We start from the raw sequence: 18,147 nt of genomic DNA on the forward strand, positions 1-18,147 counted from the left end.
TGCGCCGCATCTGCCGGTGCGGCACATGGACTGCCGCGCCGGCGTTTCGAGGAAATCATATTGAAAGCACTTGCTCTCGTCGTGGCGTGCGTCGCCACCGGCGCCCTGCTGGCTGGTTGTTCGAGCGCCGGCAAACCCACCAACAAGGATGACAGCGCGTTTACGTATCTGCTGGATCGCAAGCCCAACTGGACCGAAAACAAGGTCGAGGTGCTACCGTCGCTGCCGCTGGCGTCGAATCTGATTCCGTTCGACGTGTCCGGCAACACGCCGCTGACCTTCGCGGTGGATGCAAAGTCGCTGTCGGTGGGCGACGACGGCGTGGTGCGCTACACGGTGGTCGTGACGAGCCCGAGCGGCGCGCACAACGTGAACTACGAAGGGATTCGCTGCGACACCTATGAGTGGCGCCAGTACGCCGGTCTCAATGCGGATCACGACGGCTGGGACGATACCGTCGCCACGCCATTTGCCCGCATCGAAGACAGCGCGCTGAACGGCTACCAGGCGGCGCTCTATCAGGACTACTTCTGCGCGAACAGGGCGCCGACGGGCAACGCCAAGGTGATCACCGACAACATGCGTGTGCATCGCACGGCTTCTTCGCAGATTCATTGAAGACGGGCTCCGGCCTGAAGCCAATAAAAAAGCCGTTCCAGTCAGCCTGGAACGGCTTTTTTGCGTCTGTTTCCGCCGAAAGCGCGCCGAAAGCGGCTTGTTCTGCTGCCGGTAGTGGATGGCTACCGGCAAGCTCCGCCGCGATCACACCAGCACGAGGTTGTCGCGGTGAATTAACTCGGGTTCGAGCATGTAGCCCAGCACACCTTCGATATCGCCGCTCGGGCGCCGCTGGATCAGCTTCGTCTCGGCGCTGCTGTAATTCGTCAGCCCGCGCGCGACCTCGTGTCCCGCCGCGCTCAGGCAGGCGATCACCTCGCCGCGCGCAAACGCGCCCTGCACGCCGACCACGCCGATCGGCAGCAGGCTTTTGCCGCCTGCCGTGAGCTTTTCGACCGCGCCGTCGTCGATCACCACATGGCCGCGCACCTGCAGATGATCGGCCATCCATTGCTTGCGCGCCGCCATGCGCGCCGTGCGCGCAATCAGTTGCGTGCCGATTGCCTCGCCGGTGGCCAGCCGCACCAGCACGTCAGGCTCGCGACCGCTTGCGATTACCGTATTGGCGCCGCTGTGCGCCGCGCGCTTGGCCGCGAGAATCTTGGTCAGCATGCCGCCGCGGCCGAGACTCGAACCCGCGCCGCCGGCCATCGCCTCGAGTTCCGGCGCACCGGCGTCGGCCTGCTGGACGAGCGTGGCGGACGGGTCTTTGCGCGGGTCGGCGGTGAAAAGTCCTTGCTGGTCGGTGAGGATGATCAGCGCGTCCCCTTCGATCAGATTCGCCACCAGCGCACCAAGCGTGTCGTTGTCGCCGAACTTGATTTCGTCGGTGATGACGGTGTCGTTCTCATTGATGATCGGCACCACGCCGAGACGCAGCAGCGTCAGCAAGGTGGAGCGCGCGTTCAGATAACGTTCGCGGTCGGCCAGGTCGGCGTGCGTCAGCAGAATCTGCGCCGTGCGGATCGAATGTTCGGCGAAGCGGCTTTCATACACCTGCGCGAGCCCCATCTGCCCGACGGCGGCGGCGGCCTGCAGTTCGTCGATTTCGCGCGGGCGTTTGGTCCAGCCGAGACGCTGCATGCCTTCGGCGATCGCCCCGGAACTCACCAGCACCACTTCTTTGCCCTGCGCGCGCAACGCGGCGATTTGCGCCGCCCAGCGGCCGATCGCGGCATGATCGAGACCACGCCCGTCATTGGTGACGAGGCTCGACCCGACTTTCACTACCAATCGCCTGGAGTCTGCGATGACGGAATGCATTGTGCGCGGTCTCCCAAGATAATCCGTGATGCCGCCGGCATGCTCATGCTTGCCACGCCGGCGCCAAAGCCTGGTCTTTTATTCCTGCGGCTCAGCCGGCTCGCCCGAACGCGCGCCTTCCGCCTTCTCGCGGAAACGCACGTCGGCGGCCAGATCTTCCGCTTCAGCCTGGCGCTGCGCATCCGAATGCGCGGCGATATGGTCGTACACCGCGTAGCAAAGCGCCTCGCAGCCCTGACCGGTCAGCGCCGAAATTTCGAACACCGGACCGTCCCAGCCGAAGCCTTCGAGGAACGCCGAGACCCGCGCCGCGCGCTCGTCTTCGGGCACCATGTCGATCTTGTTGAGCACCAGCCAGCGGGTTTTCTCGAACAGCAGTTCGTCGTATTTGCGCAGTTCGTTGACGATCGCCTTGGCTTCCGCGACCGGGTCGACCGCCTCATCGAACGGCGCGATATCGACGATATGCAAGAGCAGGCCGGTACGCTGCAAGTGCCGCAGGAACTGGTGCCCAAGGCCCGCGCCTTCGGCCGCGCCTTCGATCAGACCCGGAATGTCCGCAATCACAAAGCTGCGGCTCGGGCCGACGCGCACCACGCCCAGATTCGGCGCGAGCGTCGTGAACGGGTAATCGGCAATCTTCGGCTTCGCGTTCGACACCGACGAAATGAAGGTGGATTTGCCGGCATTCGGCATACCGAGCAGCCCCACGTCGGCCAGCACCTTCAGCTCGAGGCGCACCATGCGGCGTTCGCCGGCCTTGCCGTCGGTCTTCTGCCGCGGCGCGCGGTTCGTACTGGACTTGAAATGCAGGTTACCGAGACCGCCCGCGCCGCCTTCGGCGATCAAAACGCTCTGGTTGTGCTCGGTCAGGTCGGCGATCAGCTCGCCAGTTTCCATGTCCGAGATGATTGTGCCGACCGGCATGCGCAGCGTGATGTCGTCGCCGCCCTTGCCATAGCAATCGGCGCCGCGGCCGTTTTCGCCGTTGCGCGCCAGATGCTTCTTCGCGTAGCGGTAGTCGATCAGCGTGTTGATGTTGCGGTCTGCCACTGCGTAGACGCTACCGCCCCGACCGCCGTCGCCGCCATCCGGACCACCGAACGGGACGAATTTCTCGCGGCGCATCGACGCGCTGCCATCCCCTCCGTCGCCGGCGATGACTTCAATCCTCGCTTCGTCAATGAACTTCATGCGTAACTCCGTCCCGTGTTTTCGCTATTTTGCCGTGCCTGCCATGCGTTGGACAATCGACCGATCGGCCTATGCGCGCGGGCTCACGACAACAAATACCGCTATGAATCTGCAATGAAAAAGGCCCCGCTAACTTCGCGGGGCCTTTGTTCCGGTCCTGAAGCCCGTGCCTGATTAAACTCAGGCTGCTGCCGGGACGACGTTGACCATGTGCTTCTTTGCTGCGCCCTTCGTCGAGAACTGGACGTGGCCGTCCGTCAGCGCGAACAAGGTGTGATCCTTGCCGATGCCGACGTTTTCGCCCGGATGCATACGCGTGCCGCGTTGACGCACGATGATGCCGCCAGCATTGATGGCTTGACCGCCGTAAACCTTCACGCCGAGACGCTTCGACTCGGAGTCGCGGCCGTTACGTGACGATCCGCCTGCCTTTTTGTGTGCCATTTGATAGCTCCTTAACCGTTGCGCTTACGCGTTGATCGCGTCAATGCGCAGTTCGGTGTAGTTCTGGCGGTGGCCGCCATGCTTCTGGTAGTGCTTCCGGCGACGCATCTTGAAGATGGTCACTTTTGCGTGACGACCTTGCGACACGACGGTAGCCTTGACGGAAGCCCCACTGACCAGCGGCGTACCGAACTTAATCGATTCGCCTTCGCCCACTGCGAGAACCTGGTCGAGCGTGATTTCAGCGTCAATGTCTGCCGGTATCTGTTCTACTTTAAGTTTTTCGCCGACGGCAACTTTATACTGCTTGCCACCGGTTTTTATGACCGCGTACATTGAGAACCTCACTCTGTGTTCATTTTTCCCACGCACCACGCGCGGAAACCCGTGATTATACATAGAGTTAGCTCTCCGGTCAAAACTCGTTGACGCATCGCCGCGGCGCTGCGCAGAACCCCGTCAGCGGGGCGCCGCGCCTCTATCGCGCCGGCAGCGGCCCGGAACTTCCGCGATTCGCCTTATAATTCGCGGCACTACCCAATTCAGCCACCATGTCGTCGACTGCCACCCCCTCCCCCAACGCCGCCAGCCTGCTCGCCCCGATTGCCGAAGACATGGAGCAGGTGAACCGCGTCATCCGGCACCGCCTGGCGTCCGAGGTGATGCTGATCAACCAGATTTCCGAGTACATCATCAGTGCCGGCGGCAAGCGCCTGCGGCCAGCGCTGCTGCTGCTGGTAGCCGGCGCGCTCGGTGAAACCACCGGGCACCGGCATGAACTGGCCGCGGTGGTCGAGTTCATCCACACGGCCACCTTGCTGCACGACGACGTGGTGGACGAGTCAGACCTGCGGCGCGGCCGGCAAACCGCCAACGCGCTGTTCGGCAACGCCGCGAGCGTGCTGGTGGGCGACTTCCTGTACTCGCGCTCGTTCCAGATGATGGTCGGGGTCGGCAAGATGCGCATCATGGAAATCTTGTCAGAAGCCACCAATATCATTTCCGAAGGCGAAGTGCTGCAGCTGCTCAATATGCACGACGCCGACGTGGACGAAGCCCGCTACATGCAGGTGATTCGATATAAGACAGCCAAGCTGTTCGAGGCGGCCGCTCAGCTCGGCGCGGTGCTGGCCGGCGTCGACGCCACCACGGAAGCGGCCGCGGCGGAATTCGGCCGGCGCATCGGCACGGCTTTCCAGATCATGGACGACTGGCTCGACTACACGGGCACGGCTGAGTCCATGGGCAAGAACGCCGGCGACGACCTGCGCGAAGGCAAGCCCACGCTGCCGCTCATCTATCTGATCGAACGCGGCACGCCGGAACAGTCGGCGTTGGCGCGCGAGGCGATCGAACAGGGCGGCACCGACCGTTTCGAGACCATTTTTGAGGCGATCACCCGCTCGGGCGCGCTGGATCACACGCTGGAATGCGCCAAGCAGGAAGCCCAGGCAGCAGCCGCAGCAATTTCTTCGTTTCCCGATTCCATTTTCAAAGATAGCCTGCTAGAATTATGTTCTTACTCGACGGCGAGACAGTCTTGAACGAGACTGAAACGCAAACTTAGTCCGAGTAGAGAGCAGTACAAATCGGGGTGTAGCTTAGCCTGGTAGAGCGCTACGTTCGGGACGTAGAGGCCGGAGGTTCGAATCCTCTCACCCCGACCAGATTTTGAAAAAACCGCACAGCTTCGTGCGGTTTTTTTTCGTCCGTTGTTTGTGCCGGGTTCGCGCCTGCCTTTCACAGTTAGCCCGCGCAGTTCGTCCGCGCAGTTAGCCCATTTTCCCGGCCCTGCCGCCTCATGGCGCGCCACAGCAAGCCCCGTCCGTCCTATGCCTTTTGGCCAGGCAGGCGAGCCGGGTCCCCTCTGCTATATTCTTCCCATCCTGCCCCTTACAGTTCGCGACACGTGGAACAACTACCCTTATGGGCGCAGATAGGCGCCGTCGTTTTGCTGCTTATCTGCTCCAGTTTCTTTTCGATCTCCGAAACGGCGATGATGGCGCTCAATCGTCACCGTCTGAAGCATCTCTCCAATCAGGGCGCGCTCGGTGCAAAAACCACGCAAAGCCTGCTCGCACACACGGACGAGCTGCTGAGCGTGATCCTGATCGGCAACAACCTGTTCAACACGATCATCCCGGTCCTCACCACATCGGTGGCGCTGCATACGTTCGGCCGCAATAACCTGGTGCTGTCCATTGCCACCGGCATCGTCGCGTTTCTGATCATCGTGTTCGCGGAAATCACGCCGAAAATCGTCGGCGCCACCTTTCCGGAAAAAATCGCCCTGCCCGCGAGTCTGCTGATCGCGCCGCTAATGCGCGCGACCAAGCCCATCGTCTGGTTCGTCAACCTGTTCGCCAACGGCATCCTACGCGTGCTGCACATCAATACGAAAGGCGCGCACGACCAGCGTCTTTCGACCGAGGAACTGCGCACCATCGTCCTCGAGTCCGGCAGCTTCATGCCGACCAAGCACCGCAGCATCCTGTTGAATCTGTTCGACCTGGAAAACATCTCCGTCGACGATGTGATGATTCCGCGCCGCCGCATCGAAGCCCTCGATTTCGACGCACCGTTCGAGCAAATCCTGCATCAGCTCGAGACCTGCTATCACAACAAGCTGATCGTCTACCAAGGCGACATCGACCGCGTGCTCGGCGTGCTGCACGTGCGCAAGACGCTCTCGGCGCTGCACAACCAGGAACTCGAACGGGAGACACTGCGTGAGTTGCTCGCCGAACCGTATTTCGTGCCGAGCGGCACGCCGGTGTTCCAGCAGTTGCAATACTTTCAGGAGAGCCGTCACCGAACCGCGCTCGTCGTGAACGAATACGGCGAATTGCAGGGGCTGGTGACGCCGGAAGACATCATCGAGGAACTGATCGGCGAGTTCACCACCTCCATCCCGCGAAGCGCGAATTCGCGCGGCGGCTGGAACGAGAACGGCGAGTGCATTGTGGCCGGCAGCATGCCGCTGCGCGAACTGAACCGATGGCTGCAACTCACACTTCCTACAGACGGGCCGAAGACATTGAACGGCCTGATTCTGGAAATCCTCGAAGAAATTCCGGATGGCGACGTGTGCGTGCAGATCGGCGGCATCAAGCTGGAAGTGATGCGCAGCGACGATCAGGCCGTGCGCACCGTGAAGATTTTCAAGCCGGGCGCGCGCTCGGGGGCGAAGGGCGGGAAGAAGCTGCGGGTGTGATGGGCTCGGCGCCCGGCGCAGCGCGTGCTCGCCTTTAGTGGTTCGGCCAGCACGGCCTTCGTCGGCTACGTTGGCCATTCGGCCGAATAGCGGTAACAAGCTGCTTGCCGGATGATGGAGCCGTCATGTTCTACAGGCGGCTCCTGCCGGTTTCAGATGTCATCCCCACCTCGTTCCTCACCGGCCGGTTCTGCTAGTCGTCGGCCTGATCCTGTTACGACGGGGGCGCCCTATCGGGCCGCTGCCGCACTCGAGGCAGCGTCTGGCGCCAAGCCAATTCCATCTGCCCAGCCATCCACTCGCCCATTCACCAACCCATCCCGGGAAGACACTCAAGCGCGCGACCACGCGCCCGGTCTCGCCGAATCCGACGACACCCCCGCCGTCCGTCTGCTGAGCGACACGCTGCGGGATGCCACGCGCCGTAATGCGTCCGACCTGCATATCGAACCCGCCGAACACGGCTGGCGTATGCGTCTGCGCATCGACGGCGTGTTGCACGCGCTCCCGGCGCCGCCGGCCCATCTACGTGATGCCTTCATCACGCGCGTGAAAGTGCTGGCACGCATGGACATCGCCGAGCGGCGCGTACCGCAGGACGGACGGCTACGCATCTCGACGATGCCAGGCAAGTTCGAGGACTACCGCGTGACCTCGCTGCCCACGCTATTCGGCGAGAAGCTGGTGCTGCGGCGCCTCGATGCACTGCCGGCCACGCTTTCGCTCGACTCACTCGGCCTCGACCCCACGCAGCGCGAGACGCTCAAGACGGCCATCCATGCACCGCACGGCCTCGTGCTGGTGACCGGTCCAACCGGCAGCGGCAAGACGCTCTCGCTCTACTGCTTCCTGCAGATGCTCAATGCCGAATCGCGCAACCTTTGCTCGGTCGAAGATCCGGCTGAAATCCAGCTCGCCGGCATCAACCAGGTCAGCGTGCGCGAGAAAGCCGGCCTCACCTTTGCCGTCGCGTTACGCGCGTTTCTGCGTCAGGATCCAGACGTGATCATGGTCGGTGAGATCCGCGACGAAGAAACCGCCGACGTCGCCGTCAAGGCCGCGCAGACCGGCCACCTCGTGCTCTCCACGCTGCACACCAACGACGCACCGGCCGCCATCGCCCGATTGATCGATATTGGCGTCGAGCCTTACAACCTTGCCGCGGCGCTACGCATGGTCACCGCGCAACGGCTGGTGCGGCGGCTATGTCCGGTATGCCGGACGCCGGCGCCGCAGTCCACGGCGGCCTTGCGCGCGGCCGGCTTTGCCGACGCCCAGCTCGACGGTTGGCATCCCTATGTGGCCGTTGGCTGCGACGCGTGCCACGGCATCGGCTACCGCGGCCGCGTCGGCATTCATCAGGTGATGCCGGTGTCGGACGCGATGCGCGAACTGATCGTCGCCAATGCCGAAACCCACGCGCTCGCGCGGCTTGCACAAAGCCAAGGTGTCGGCACGCTGCGCGACGCTGCTTTGATGCGCGTGCGGGACGGCACGACCAGTCTCGCCGAAGCACTCAGCGCGACGGAGCTCGCATGAGCACGCGGACAACGGCCGAAATTGAAGCACACGAAATGCGTTTCGCATGGCGCGGCGTGGACGCTGCGGGCGCGCAACGTAGCGGCACACTGATCGCGGCAGACGCGGCCGCCGTGCGCGCCGTGCTCAAGCGCGACAACCTGTTCGTCGTCGAACTCACGGCCCGCGGCCCCGCGCCGCGTCCTCTGGCGGGAGCCGCGGAGGTCACGCGGTTCACACGTCAACTGGCCAGCCTGTTGCGCGCCGGCTTGCCGCTCGCGCCTTCGCTCGAACTGCTGGCGCAAGCGCCTGCACCGCGCCAGCGCGGCATGTCGCGCATCGTCGGCGCATTGGCTCGTGACATCACGAGCGGGTTGAGTTTCTCGGCGGCGCTGGCCCGGCATCCGGCGCAATTCAATGCGCTGTATTGCCAACTGGTTGCGGTGGGCGAAGCGGCCGGCGCGCTTCCCACGGTGCTGGCCCGCATCGCCGACGACCGCGAACGCGGCGCCGCGCAGCGCGCCAAGGTGAAGGCCGCGCTCACCTATCCGGTCGCGATCCTGTTGCTGGCGCTCGCTATCACAGCGGCCTTGCTGGTCTGGGTGGTGCCGACCTTCAAACAGATCTTCGACGGCTTCGGCGCGCGCCTGCCGGTCCCGACCCAGGTGGTGATGGCGCTCTCCGCGGCCACCGCGCGCTGGAGCCTGCCGGCGCTTGCGCTAGGTACGTGTGCAGGTTTTGCGATGACATACCTGTTGCGTCGCTCGGAACCGGCCCGCGTCACGCTCGCCCGCCTGTCGCTGCGGTTGCCGGTCGCCGGAACGCTGCTCGCCACCTTGTGCGCCGCCCGCTGGAGCCGCGCGCTCGGCACGCTGTTATCCGCCGGCACGCCGCTCGCCGACGCGTTCGACTCGTTGACGCACGCCACCGGCAATGCCTGGTTCGACCGCGCCACCGCCGACATCGCCGCCCGCCTGCGGCGCGGCGAACGGCTCGCCGCTGCAATGCGCGCCGTGCGCTGCTTCCCGCCCGAGGTAGTGCAGCCGGTTGCCGTCGCAGAGGAATCCGGCGCACTCGATACCATGCTGATCGACGTCGCCTCGCTCAGCGATCGCCAGGTCGACGAAAAGATCGGCACCCTGGCGAGCCTGTGCGAACCACTCGTCATCATCGTGCTGGGGACGCTGGTCGGCGGCCTCGTCGTCGCGATGTATCTTCCCATTATTCAACTCGGCAACGTGGTGTAGCATCGCAGCCGAATCCAACCTTTTCGTCATGCCGACTACCCAAGCACTCGTGTCAGACACCTCCTTCAGCGCGCTTCATGGCCATGTCGCGGCCGACTTCGGCGCCGCCTTTGGCAGCTTGCCGGCCGGCCTGCAGATTGCATTCGCCATCGTGTTCGGTCTGGTGATCGGCAGCTTTCTGAGCGTGGTGGCGCATCGGCTGCCCATCATGCTCGAACGCGCGTGGCACGAAGAGGTCAGCGAAGCAACCGGCAAGCCGCTCGAAGGCGACGGCCTGCCCGCGCGCTATAACCTGTGGCTGCCCCGCAGCGCCTGTCCGCACTGCGGCCACGTCCTGCACGCGTGGGAAAACATCCCCGTGATCAGTTATGTGTTGCTGCGCGGACGATGCTCCGTGTGCAAGGCGCCGGTCTCGGCGCGCTATCCGTTGCTGGAGATCGCCAGCGCCGCGTGCGCGGCGCTCGCGCTCGCCGTGTTCGGACCGAGCCTCATGGCGCTCGCTGCATTTGGCCTCTGCGCGACCTTGCTGGCAATGAGCGCCATCGACATCGACACGCACCTTCTGCCCGACTCGTTGACGCTGCCGCTGCTATGGGCCGGTCTGATCGTCAACTTCAACGGCATGTTCACGAGCCTGCACGACGCGGTGGCGGGCGCGATTGCAGGCTATCTTGTACTGTGGGTGGTGCATTGGCTGTTCAAGCTCGTGCGCGGAGTCGAAGGAATGGGTTATGGGGATTTCAAGCTGCTTGCCGCGCTCGGCGCGTGGCTCGGCTGGATCGCCCTGCCGCAGATCGTGCTGATCGCCGCGGTGGCCGGCGCGGTCGTCGGTCTGGCGGCCACCTGGCGCGGCCGCATGCGCTTCGGCGAGCCGCTGCCGTTCGGCCCGTTTCTCGCGGCCGGCGGCGCGATCACGCTGTTTCTCGGCACGCCCCTCTATCTGGCACTCGGAGGCTGACGCATGTTTGCTGTGGGACTGACCGGCGGCATCGGCAGCGGCAAGTCGACCGTCGCCGACCTGTTCGCCGCGCGCGGCGTGGCAATCGTCGACACGGACCTGATCGCGCATCGGATCACGGCGCCCGGTGGCTCCGCAATGCCGAAAATCGCCGCTGAATTCGGCGCCGGCTTCGTGACTGCGGACGGTTCGCTCGACCGCGCCCGCATGCGCACCCTGATCTTCAGCGACGACGACGCGCGCCGCCGCCTCGAAGCCATCACGCACCCGCTGATCCGCAGCGAAACCGAGCGCGCCAGGAATGAAGCCAGTGGTCCGTATGTCATGCTGGTGGTGCCGTTGCTGGTGGAGTCGGGCAGCTGGAAAACGCGTGTGGACCGCGTCCTGAGCGTCGATTGCAGCGTCGAAACGCAGATCGGCCGCGTCATGCGGCGCAACGCCTTCAGCCGCGAACAGGTGCTGGCGATCATCGCGCGGCAAGCCAGCCGTGAAGCGCGTCTTGCCGCGGCGGACGACGTCATCGTCAACGAAAACACTTCCGTCGAGGAACTCGGTGCGCAGGTCGAGGCGCAGCATCGTCAATATCTGATACTGGCCGGGGCGTGAAAGATGGATCCGGGCGGCGGCATCGTCGCCGCATCCCGGATGGGACTCGCCCCGCTATCGCAATAAGGCACGGGCGCCTCACTCAAAGATGCGTCAAACAGGCGTAAAAACGCGCAAAAGCGTCCCGGGAAAGTGTGTGATTGCTAGGGTAGTCTCACGGCATTAGAATGTTCTGCATTCCCGTCACCGACCACGCCCGAGGCGAGCCCGCTTGATCCTTTACGAGTATCCCTTCAACGAGCGAATCCGGACGCTGTTGCGCCTCGAAGACCTGTTCGAGCGCTTCACGTTCTTTCTGACTCAGGAAGATGCCAGGGAACACCACGTCGCGCTGACGACGCTGTTCGAAATCTCTGAAGTCGCCGGTCGCGCGGATCTGAAATCGGATCTGATGAAGGAGCTGGAGCGGCAACGGCAAACGCTTGCGCCGTTCCGCGGCAATCCGGGCATCGAGCAAAACGCCCTGGAGGCGGTGCTCGGCGAGATCGAGCAAACCCTCTCCGGGCTCTCGCAGATGCAGGGCAAAACCGGCCAGCATCTGACGGACAATGAATGGCTGGCCAGCATCCGCAGCCGTGCCATCATCCCGGGCGGCACCTGCAAGTTCGACCTGCCGTCCTACTACGCGTGGCAACAGACGCATCCTGACCAGCGCCGTCAGGACATCGCCAAATGGGTCACGCCGCTGCTGCCGTTGCGCGACGCCGCCACCATCGTGTTGCGCCTCGCCCGTGAATCCGGCCAGGCGTCAAAGGTCATGGCGATGCAGGGCAGCTACCAGCAAATGCTGTCGGGCCGCTCGTATCAGTTGATGCAGGTGCGCGTCTCGCCGGAATTGCGGGTGATCCCCGAGGCGAGCGCCAACAAGTACATGCTGTGGGTGCGTTTCACCGTGCAGGACGGCGACCTGCGGCCGCGAGCCGTGGACGTCGACGTTCCATTCCAGCTCACGCTGTGCAGTCTGTAACGGCAACACCTCTCGTCCGCTGCGTTACTTGGCGCAATGATAGGGCCGCGCCTTTCAGGCAGCGAAAATGCCCTTATATTAGAGGCTTGTCCCGTTTTCGATTGACGCCTGACCGAATGATTACTGTCGTTAAATGCCCGACCTGTGCGAAGGATGTCCGCTGGACACCCGAGAATCGCTTCCGCCCCTTCTGCTCCGAGCGCTGCAAGCAGATCGACCTCGGCGCCTGGGCCGCTGAGAAGTACAAGATCGGCGGCACGGATGAAGAAGCGCCGTCAGACGACGAGCCGAGCGGCGATTACAACCCGCATTAAGCGCGTCTGCTCAGGCCTGCCCAGCCAGGCACGCCTCGATACGTCGCGCGAAGTCGCGCAAAAAAGTACGCGGCCGTTCAAGGCCGCGTCACTTTTACCTCTCTGCCCCTGCTATTCAGCGGCCAGCCATTCCAGCACCGGGATCGTCGCCGGCAATAACGGCGACACCTCGGCCGGCAGCGACTGCCAGACAAACGCCTGGCCTTCCCGTCCGTGCGGCTCGCCGGTCCACTGCGTTACCTTGCAGAAGTACAGCCGCACGTAGGCATGCGGGTAATCGTGCTCGAGCGTATGCCAGCGGTGGCTTGCGTTGACCTCGATTCCCAGTTCCTCGTGCAGTTCACGCGCGAGCGCCGCCTCGACTGATTCACCGGGTTCGAGCTTGCCGCCCGGAAACTCCCAATAACCTTCGTAGGGCTTGCCGGCCGGCCGTTGCGCCAGCAGATAGCGCCCGTCCGGCTGCACCAGTACCCCCACGGCCACTTCCGTGACCGGGCGGCCGTCCGCATTGACGTCCGGCTTGGCGGGGGTCGCTGGGCTCGTGGAATCCGTCATGCCTGTCATCCTTGCGACTTCCGGCCGGAACGGTCGCGGGCGAATTGCCATGCCACCCGCCCCGAGCGCGAGCCGCGTTCGAGCGCCCACACCAGCGCATCGCCGCGTGCCGCCTCGACCTCGGCGGGATCGCAGCCGAAGTGCTGCAGCCAGTGTCCGACGATCGTCAGATAGTCGTCCTGCTTGAACGGGTAAAAGCTGACCCACAAGCCAAAGCGTTCGGACAGCGAGATCTTTTCTTCGACGACTTCGCCCGGATGAATCTCGCCATCGGACGTGTGCTTGTACGTCTCGTTGTCGCTCATGTACTCGGGCAGCAGATGGCGCCGGTTCGACGTCGCGTAGATCACCACGTTATCTGATTGCGCGGCCACCGAACCATCGAGCGCCACCTTCAACGCCTTGTAGCCCGACTCGCCGTCTTCGAACGACAGATCGTCGCAGAACACGACAAAGCGCTCCGGACGTTGCGAGATCAGGTCGACGATATCGCCGAGATCGTGCAAATCGTCCTTGTCCACTTCGATCAGACGCAGCCCGTCTTTGGAATACGCGTTCAGGCAGGCCTTGATCAGCGACGATTTGCCCGTGCCGCGCGCGCCCGTCAGCAACACGTTATTGGCCGGCTGCTTGCGCACGAACTGGCGCGTGTTCTGCTCAATCAGATCCTTCTGACGGTCGATGTTCTGCAGATCGTCAAGCGTGATGTCCGAGATGGCCGTGACCGGTTGCAGATAGCCGCGCCCCTGGCGTTTGCGCCAGCGAAATGCGACAGCCGCCGACCAGTCGACCTCGGGCGTGGCCGGCGGCAGCATGGCTTCCAGACGGCCAAGCACGGCCTCGGCGCGGGTCAAAAACTGTTCGAGTTTATCCATGGCGAAGAGTGAAATCGGGTGAGGTAGGGGCTCGGGCTTACGAGCGGTAATCGGCGTTGATACTCACATAGTCGTGCGACAGATCGCACGTCCAGATCGTGGCGTGCGCGTCGCCGCGGCCCAGCACGACGCGAATCAGAATCTCCGCCTTCTTCATCACGCGCTGCCCGTCTTCCTCACGGTACTCCGGATTGCGGCCACCTGCCTTCGCCACCAGCACGTCGTCCAGATACAGATCGATCTTGCCGACGTCGAGGTCGGTTACGCCGGCATAGCCGATGGCCGCGAGAATCCGGCCGAGATTGGGGTCCGACGCGTAGAAAGCCGTCTTCACTAGCGGCGAGTGGCCGATCGCGTAGGCAATCTGACGGCATTCCGCGACGTTCGCGCCGCCTTCCACCTGCACCGTCATGAACTTGGTGGCGCCCTCGCCGTCACGCACGATCAGTTGCGCGAGCGTCTGCGCTACGTCAGTCACCGCGTCGCGCAATGCCGCGTAGGCGGGAGAATCGGTGGAGGTAACCGACGGCAGGCTGGACTTGCCTGAAGCAATCAGGATGAACGAATCGTTGGTGGACGTATCGCCGTCGATGGTGATGCAGTTGAACGAGCGGTCTGCGACATGCTTGACCAGCGCGTCGAGAACCGGCTGCGACACGGTGGCGTCGAAGGCGAGGAAGCCGAGCATGGTCGCCATGTTCGGCTTGATCATGCCCGCGCCCTTGCTGATGCCGGTCAGCGTGACCGTATGGCCGTCGATGCTCACCTGACGCGATGCCGCCTTGGGCAGCGTGTCCGTAGTCATGATGGACTGAGCCGCTTCGTACCAGTGCGCGGCCTGGCGGTTCGCCAGCGCGGCCGGCAGGCCGGCCTTCAGGCGGTCGAGCGGCAGCGGTTCGAGAATCACGCCGGTCGAAAACGGCAGCACCTGTTCCGGCGCGATACCGGCCAGACGCGCCAGTTCGGCGCAGGTTTCGCGCGCGATCACGAGACCCGGCTCGCCGGTGCCGGCGTTCGCATTCCCCGTGTTGATCACCAGCGCGCGAATCCCTTTGCCGCCGGCACGCACCTGTTCGAGATGCTCGCGGCACACCGTGACGGGCGCCGCACAGAAACGGTTCGAGGTGAACACGCCGCCGACCGTCGCGCCTTCCTCGACGGAAATCACGAGCACGTCCTTGCGGTTCGGTTTGCGGATGTTCGCCTCGGCCCAGCCTAGCGTAACGCCGGCGACAGGGTGAAGTTGGGCGGCATCGATGGAGGGGAAATTGACAGCCATGGTCGCGACCTGTTGTCCAAGTTGAAAATGCCGGCATGAAGCCGGCATCGGAAAATCGTAAAAGGGCGGTGCGGCGTGGACCTCACCACCGTGGCATTACCAGCAAAGCGCTGGGTAAAACGACGCGGCGCGCTTTACGCGCGCCGCCTTTTCAGTCTCACGCAATCTTGCCGTGACACTGCTTGTACTTCTTGCCGCTGCCGCACGGGCAGGGATCGTTGCGGCCAACCTTCGGCACATTGTCGCCCAGCGGCTCGCCGCCAGCATGCGTGTGGTTCATGGCGTCGCCGATCATGGCGGCAGTCGCTGCCTCAGCGGCAACCGGCGCGGCCGCTTCGACGAACTCGGCATGGCGAAACTCGACGTGATCCAGCTGGCTACCGCCCTGTTCTTCCAGATCTTCAGCAACCTGTTCCAACTGCTCCGACGACTCCACCTGCACGTTCATCACCACGCGCGTAACGTCGAGCTTCACGGCGTCGAGCATCGCCGCGAACAGTTCGAAGGCTTCGCGCTTGTATTCCTGTTTCGGATTCTTCTGCGCATAGCCGCGCAGATGGATACCCTGACGCAGGTGGTCGAGCGCGGCCAGATGTTCGCGCCACGCGCGGTCGAGCGTCTGCAGCATGATGGAACGCTCGAAGCCGCTGAAAGTTTCGCGGCCCACCAGGGCGACCTTTGCTTCGTAGGCTTCGTCGGCCGCGGCGATCACGGCTTCGAGAATTTCGTCCACGCTGATCGACGACGACTCGTTGATCATTTCCTGAATGGCCAGATCGAGTTGCCATTCGTTGCGCAGCACTTCTTCCAGCTCGGGCACGGACCACTGTTCTTCAATGCTGCCCGCCGGCACGAACTGATGGACGATGTCCGTAATCACGCCATGGCGCATGGCGCCGATGGTTTCGGTGATGTCGTGCGCCTCGAGCAATTCGTTGCGCTGCTGATAGATCACCTTGCGCTGATCGTTCGACACATCGTCGTATTCGAGCAATTGCTTACGAATATCGAAGTTGCGTGCCTCGACCTTGCGCTGCGCCGATTCGATCGAGCGCGTGACGATGCCCGCTTCGATCGCCTCGCCTTCCGGCATCTTCAGGCGGTCCATGATGGAGCGCACGCGGTCGCCGGCGAAAATACGCAGCAGCGGATCTTCCAGCGACAGATAGAAGCGCGACGAACCCGGGTCGCCCTGACGGCCGGCACGGCCGCGCAACTGGTTGTCGATGCGGCGCGATTCGTGACGCTCGGTGCCGATGATGTGCAGACCGCCCGCGGCCTTCACCTTGTCGTGCAGCTCTTGCCATTCGTCATGCAGCTTCTGGATGCGGCGCTGCTTCTCGTCGGCGGGGATGGCGTCGTCGAGTTCGATGAAGGTGGCCTGCTTCTCTGCATTGCCGCCCAGCACGATGTCGGTACCGCGGCCGGCCATGTTGGTGGCGATCGTCACGCGTTGCGGACGGCCCGCTTCCGCGACGATTTCCGCTTCACGCGCGTGTTGCTTCGCGTTCAGCACTTCATGCGGCAAGCCCGCCTGCTTCAGCAGATGCGACAGCAGCTCGGAGTTTTCGATCGAGGTGGTACCCACCAGCACCGGCTGGCCGCGCTCGTAACAGTCGCGGATATCGCGGATCACGGCGTCGTAGCGTTCCTTCGCCGTCTTGTAGATCTGATCCTGCTTGTCGATCCGCTTGGGCGGGCGGTTGGTCGGAATCACGACCGTTTCCAGGCCGTAGATTTCGTTGAATTCGTATGCTTCCGTGTCCGCCGTGCCAGTCATGCCGGACAGCTTCGCGTACATGCGGAAGTAGTTCTGGAACGTGATGGAGGCGAGCGTCTGGTTTTCGCTCTGGATCTTGACGTGTTCCTTGGCCTCGACAGCCTGGTGCAGGCCGTCCGACCAGCGGCGACCCGACATCAGGCGACCGGTGAATTCATCGACGATCACGACTTCGCCGTTCTGCACGACGTAGTGCTGGTCTTTGTAGAACAGCGTGTGAGCGCGCAGCGCGGCGTACACGTGGTGCATCAGCGTGATGTTTTGCGGCGCGTACAGGCTCTCGCCCTCGCCGATCAGGCCCCACTCGGCGAGCAGACGCTCAGCCTTTTCGTGACCCGATTCCGTCAGGAATACCTGGCGGCCCTTCTCGTCCAATGTGTAGTCGCCCGGCTTTTCGACGCCCGTACCGTCCGCCTTTTCTTCGCCAATCTGGCGCTCCAGCAGCGGCGGCAGTGCGTTCATTCGCACGTAAAGATCAGTATGGTCTTCAGCCTGGCCGGAAATGATCAGCGGCGTGCGCGCTTCGTCGATCAGGATCGAGTCCACTTCGTCGACCACGGCGAAATTCAGCGACCGCTGCACGCGCGCGTCGGTCTCGTAGACCATGTTGTCGCGCAGGTAGTCGAAGCCGAATTCGTTGTTGGTGCCGTAGGTGATGTCCGCCGCGTAAGCCTGCTGCTTCATGGCGTGATCCATCTGCGACAGGTTGATCCCCACCGACAGACCCAGGAAGTTGTACAGACGCGCCATCCATTCGGCATCGCGCTGGGCGAGATAGTCGTTGACCGTAACGACGTGCACGCCGCGCCCGGTCAGCGCGTTCAGGTAGACCGGCAGCGTGGCGACCAGCGTCTTGCCCTCGCCGGTGCGCATTTCGCCGATCTTGCCGTAATGCAATACCATGCCGCCGATCAGCTGGACGTCGAAGTGGCGCATTTTCAGCACGCGCTTGCTCGCCTCCCGGCAGACCGCAAAGGCCTCCGGCAGCAGTTTGTCGAGCGACTCGCCGCTGGCGATGCGCTGGCGGAATTCACCCGTTTTGGCGCGCAGTTGATCGTCCGTCAATTGCTCGATCTGCGGCTCGAGCGCATTGATCGCCGCGACGGTCTTTTGATATTGCTTGACTAGCCGCTGGTTGCGGCTGCCAAAAATCTTTTGTAGAAAACCGGTGGTCATCGGATCGGTGTCTGCGTCGCGGCTTCGGCTGGTTCACGGCAGGCGGTTTTACCCACCTGCTGGCCCGGGGTCGGAAATGCCTCGGCGGCTTAGTCCAAGAGTGAATTCGAATCGGGCATTTTAGCACGCGCCCCAGCGC

General features: G+C 63.5%; 17 protein-coding genes and 1 tRNA gene. 10 read left to right on the forward strand and 8 right to left on the reverse strand.

Going from position 1 to position 18,147, the window contains the following annotated elements:
- Positions 1 to 60: 60 nt before the first annotated feature.
- A complete protein-coding gene (locus tag FQ755_RS35705; RefSeq protein ID WP_144162712.1) occupies positions 61 to 618 on the forward strand; it encodes a CNP1-like family protein in 558 nt (185 codons plus the stop codon).
- 144 nt (positions 619 to 762) lie between these two features.
- Here the strand turns inward: FQ755_RS35705 and proB are convergent, their stop codons facing one another.
- The 4 genes from proB to rplU form a co-directional block, all read right to left on the reverse strand.
- Positions 763 to 1,881 (reverse strand): glutamate 5-kinase, encoded by a 1,119-nt coding sequence (gene proB / locus FQ755_RS35710; protein ID WP_144162714.1) that lies wholly within the window; start codon positions 1,879 to 1,881, stop codon positions 763 to 765.
- A 78-nt stretch (positions 1,882 to 1,959) separates the two neighbouring features.
- Positions 1,960 to 3,075, reverse strand: coding sequence for an Obg family GTPase CgtA (gene cgtA / locus FQ755_RS35715; protein WP_144162716.1), 1,116 nt, complete (start codon positions 3,073 to 3,075; stop codon positions 1,960 to 1,962).
- A gap of 180 nt (positions 3,076 to 3,255) precedes the next feature.
- The gene (rpmA, locus tag FQ755_RS35720; protein WP_144162717.1) at positions 3,256 to 3,519 is read right to left on the reverse strand and encodes a 50S ribosomal protein L27; all 264 of its coding nucleotides are present in this window, start codon (positions 3,517 to 3,519) and stop codon (positions 3,256 to 3,258) included.
- A 24-nt stretch (positions 3,520 to 3,543) separates the two neighbouring features.
- Positions 3,544 to 3,855, reverse strand: coding sequence for a 50S ribosomal protein L21 (gene rplU / locus FQ755_RS35725; protein ID WP_007180329.1), 312 nt, complete (start codon positions 3,853 to 3,855; stop codon positions 3,544 to 3,546).
- A 215-nt stretch (positions 3,856 to 4,070) separates the two neighbouring features.
- On the opposite strand from rplU, the gene FQ755_RS35730 reads away from it, so the two are divergent.
- The 9 genes from FQ755_RS35730 to yacG all read left to right on the forward strand — a co-directional run bounded on the left by FQ755_RS35730 (position 4,071) and on the right by yacG (position 12,343).
- A complete protein-coding gene (locus FQ755_RS35730) occupies positions 4,071 to 5,063 on the forward strand; it encodes a polyprenyl synthetase family protein (protein WP_144162719.1) in 993 nt (330 codons plus the stop codon).
- Between the two features lie 46 nt (positions 5,064 to 5,109).
- Positions 5,110 to 5,186, forward strand: a tRNA-Pro gene (locus FQ755_RS35735).
- 242 nt (positions 5,187 to 5,428) lie between these two features.
- Positions 5,429 to 6,733, forward strand: a complete 1,305-nt coding sequence (locus FQ755_RS35740) for an HlyC/CorC family transporter (RefSeq protein WP_144162721.1) — start codon at positions 5,429 to 5,431, stop codon at positions 6,731 to 6,733.
- Between the two features lie 156 nt (positions 6,734 to 6,889).
- Entirely contained in the window at positions 6,890 to 8,272 is a 1,383-nt protein-coding gene (locus tag FQ755_RS35745) for a GspE/PulE family protein (protein WP_260859026.1), read from the forward strand.
- Complete coding sequence (locus tag FQ755_RS35750; protein WP_144162723.1) at positions 8,269 to 9,498, forward strand: type II secretion system F family protein; 1,230 nt, start codon at positions 8,269 to 8,271, stop codon at positions 9,496 to 9,498. The genes FQ755_RS35745 and FQ755_RS35750 overlap by 4 nt, the downstream gene beginning before the upstream one ends.
- Before the next feature lie 28 nt (positions 9,499 to 9,526).
- The gene (locus FQ755_RS35755) at positions 9,527 to 10,456 is read left to right on the forward strand and encodes a prepilin peptidase (protein WP_144162725.1); all 930 of its coding nucleotides are present in this window, start codon (positions 9,527 to 9,529) and stop codon (positions 10,454 to 10,456) included.
- A gap of 3 nt (positions 10,457 to 10,459) precedes the next feature.
- Positions 10,460 to 11,062, forward strand: a complete 603-nt coding sequence (gene coaE / locus FQ755_RS35760; RefSeq protein ID WP_144162727.1) for a dephospho-CoA kinase — start codon at positions 10,460 to 10,462, stop codon at positions 11,060 to 11,062.
- A gap of 211 nt (positions 11,063 to 11,273) precedes the next feature.
- Positions 11,274 to 12,029 (forward strand): cell division protein ZapD, encoded by a 756-nt coding sequence (gene zapD, locus FQ755_RS35765; RefSeq protein WP_144162729.1) that lies wholly within the window; start codon positions 11,274 to 11,276, stop codon positions 12,027 to 12,029.
- Between the two features lie 116 nt (positions 12,030 to 12,145).
- The gene (gene yacG, locus FQ755_RS35770) at positions 12,146 to 12,343 is read left to right on the forward strand and encodes a DNA gyrase inhibitor YacG (protein ID WP_144162731.1); all 198 of its coding nucleotides are present in this window, start codon (positions 12,146 to 12,148) and stop codon (positions 12,341 to 12,343) included.
- Positions 12,344 to 12,454: 111 nt separating this feature from the next.
- Here the strand turns inward: yacG and FQ755_RS35775 are convergent, their stop codons facing one another.
- The 4 genes from FQ755_RS35775 to secA all read right to left on the reverse strand — a co-directional run bounded on the left by FQ755_RS35775 (position 12,455) and on the right by secA (position 18,008).
- Positions 12,455 to 12,898 (reverse strand): NUDIX domain-containing protein, encoded by a 444-nt coding sequence (locus FQ755_RS35775; RefSeq protein WP_144162733.1) that lies wholly within the window; start codon positions 12,896 to 12,898, stop codon positions 12,455 to 12,457.
- A gap of 5 nt (positions 12,899 to 12,903) precedes the next feature.
- A complete protein-coding gene (locus FQ755_RS35780) occupies positions 12,904 to 13,773 on the reverse strand; it encodes an ATP-binding protein (protein ID WP_144162735.1) in 870 nt (289 codons plus the stop codon).
- 37 nt (positions 13,774 to 13,810) lie between these two features.
- Positions 13,811 to 15,052, reverse strand: a complete 1,242-nt coding sequence (gene argJ / locus FQ755_RS35785; protein WP_144162737.1) for a bifunctional glutamate N-acetyltransferase/amino-acid acetyltransferase ArgJ — start codon at positions 15,050 to 15,052, stop codon at positions 13,811 to 13,813.
- A 157-nt stretch (positions 15,053 to 15,209) separates the two neighbouring features.
- The gene (gene secA / locus FQ755_RS35790) at positions 15,210 to 18,008 is read right to left on the reverse strand and encodes a preprotein translocase subunit SecA (RefSeq protein ID WP_144162739.1); all 2,799 of its coding nucleotides are present in this window, start codon (positions 18,006 to 18,008) and stop codon (positions 15,210 to 15,212) included.
- Positions 18,009 to 18,147: the final 139 nt, after the last annotated feature.

This window comes from Paraburkholderia sp. BCC1885 (genome assembly GCF_900996235.1).
Taxonomy (GTDB): Bacteria; Pseudomonadota; Gammaproteobacteria; order Burkholderiales; family Burkholderiaceae; genus Paraburkholderia.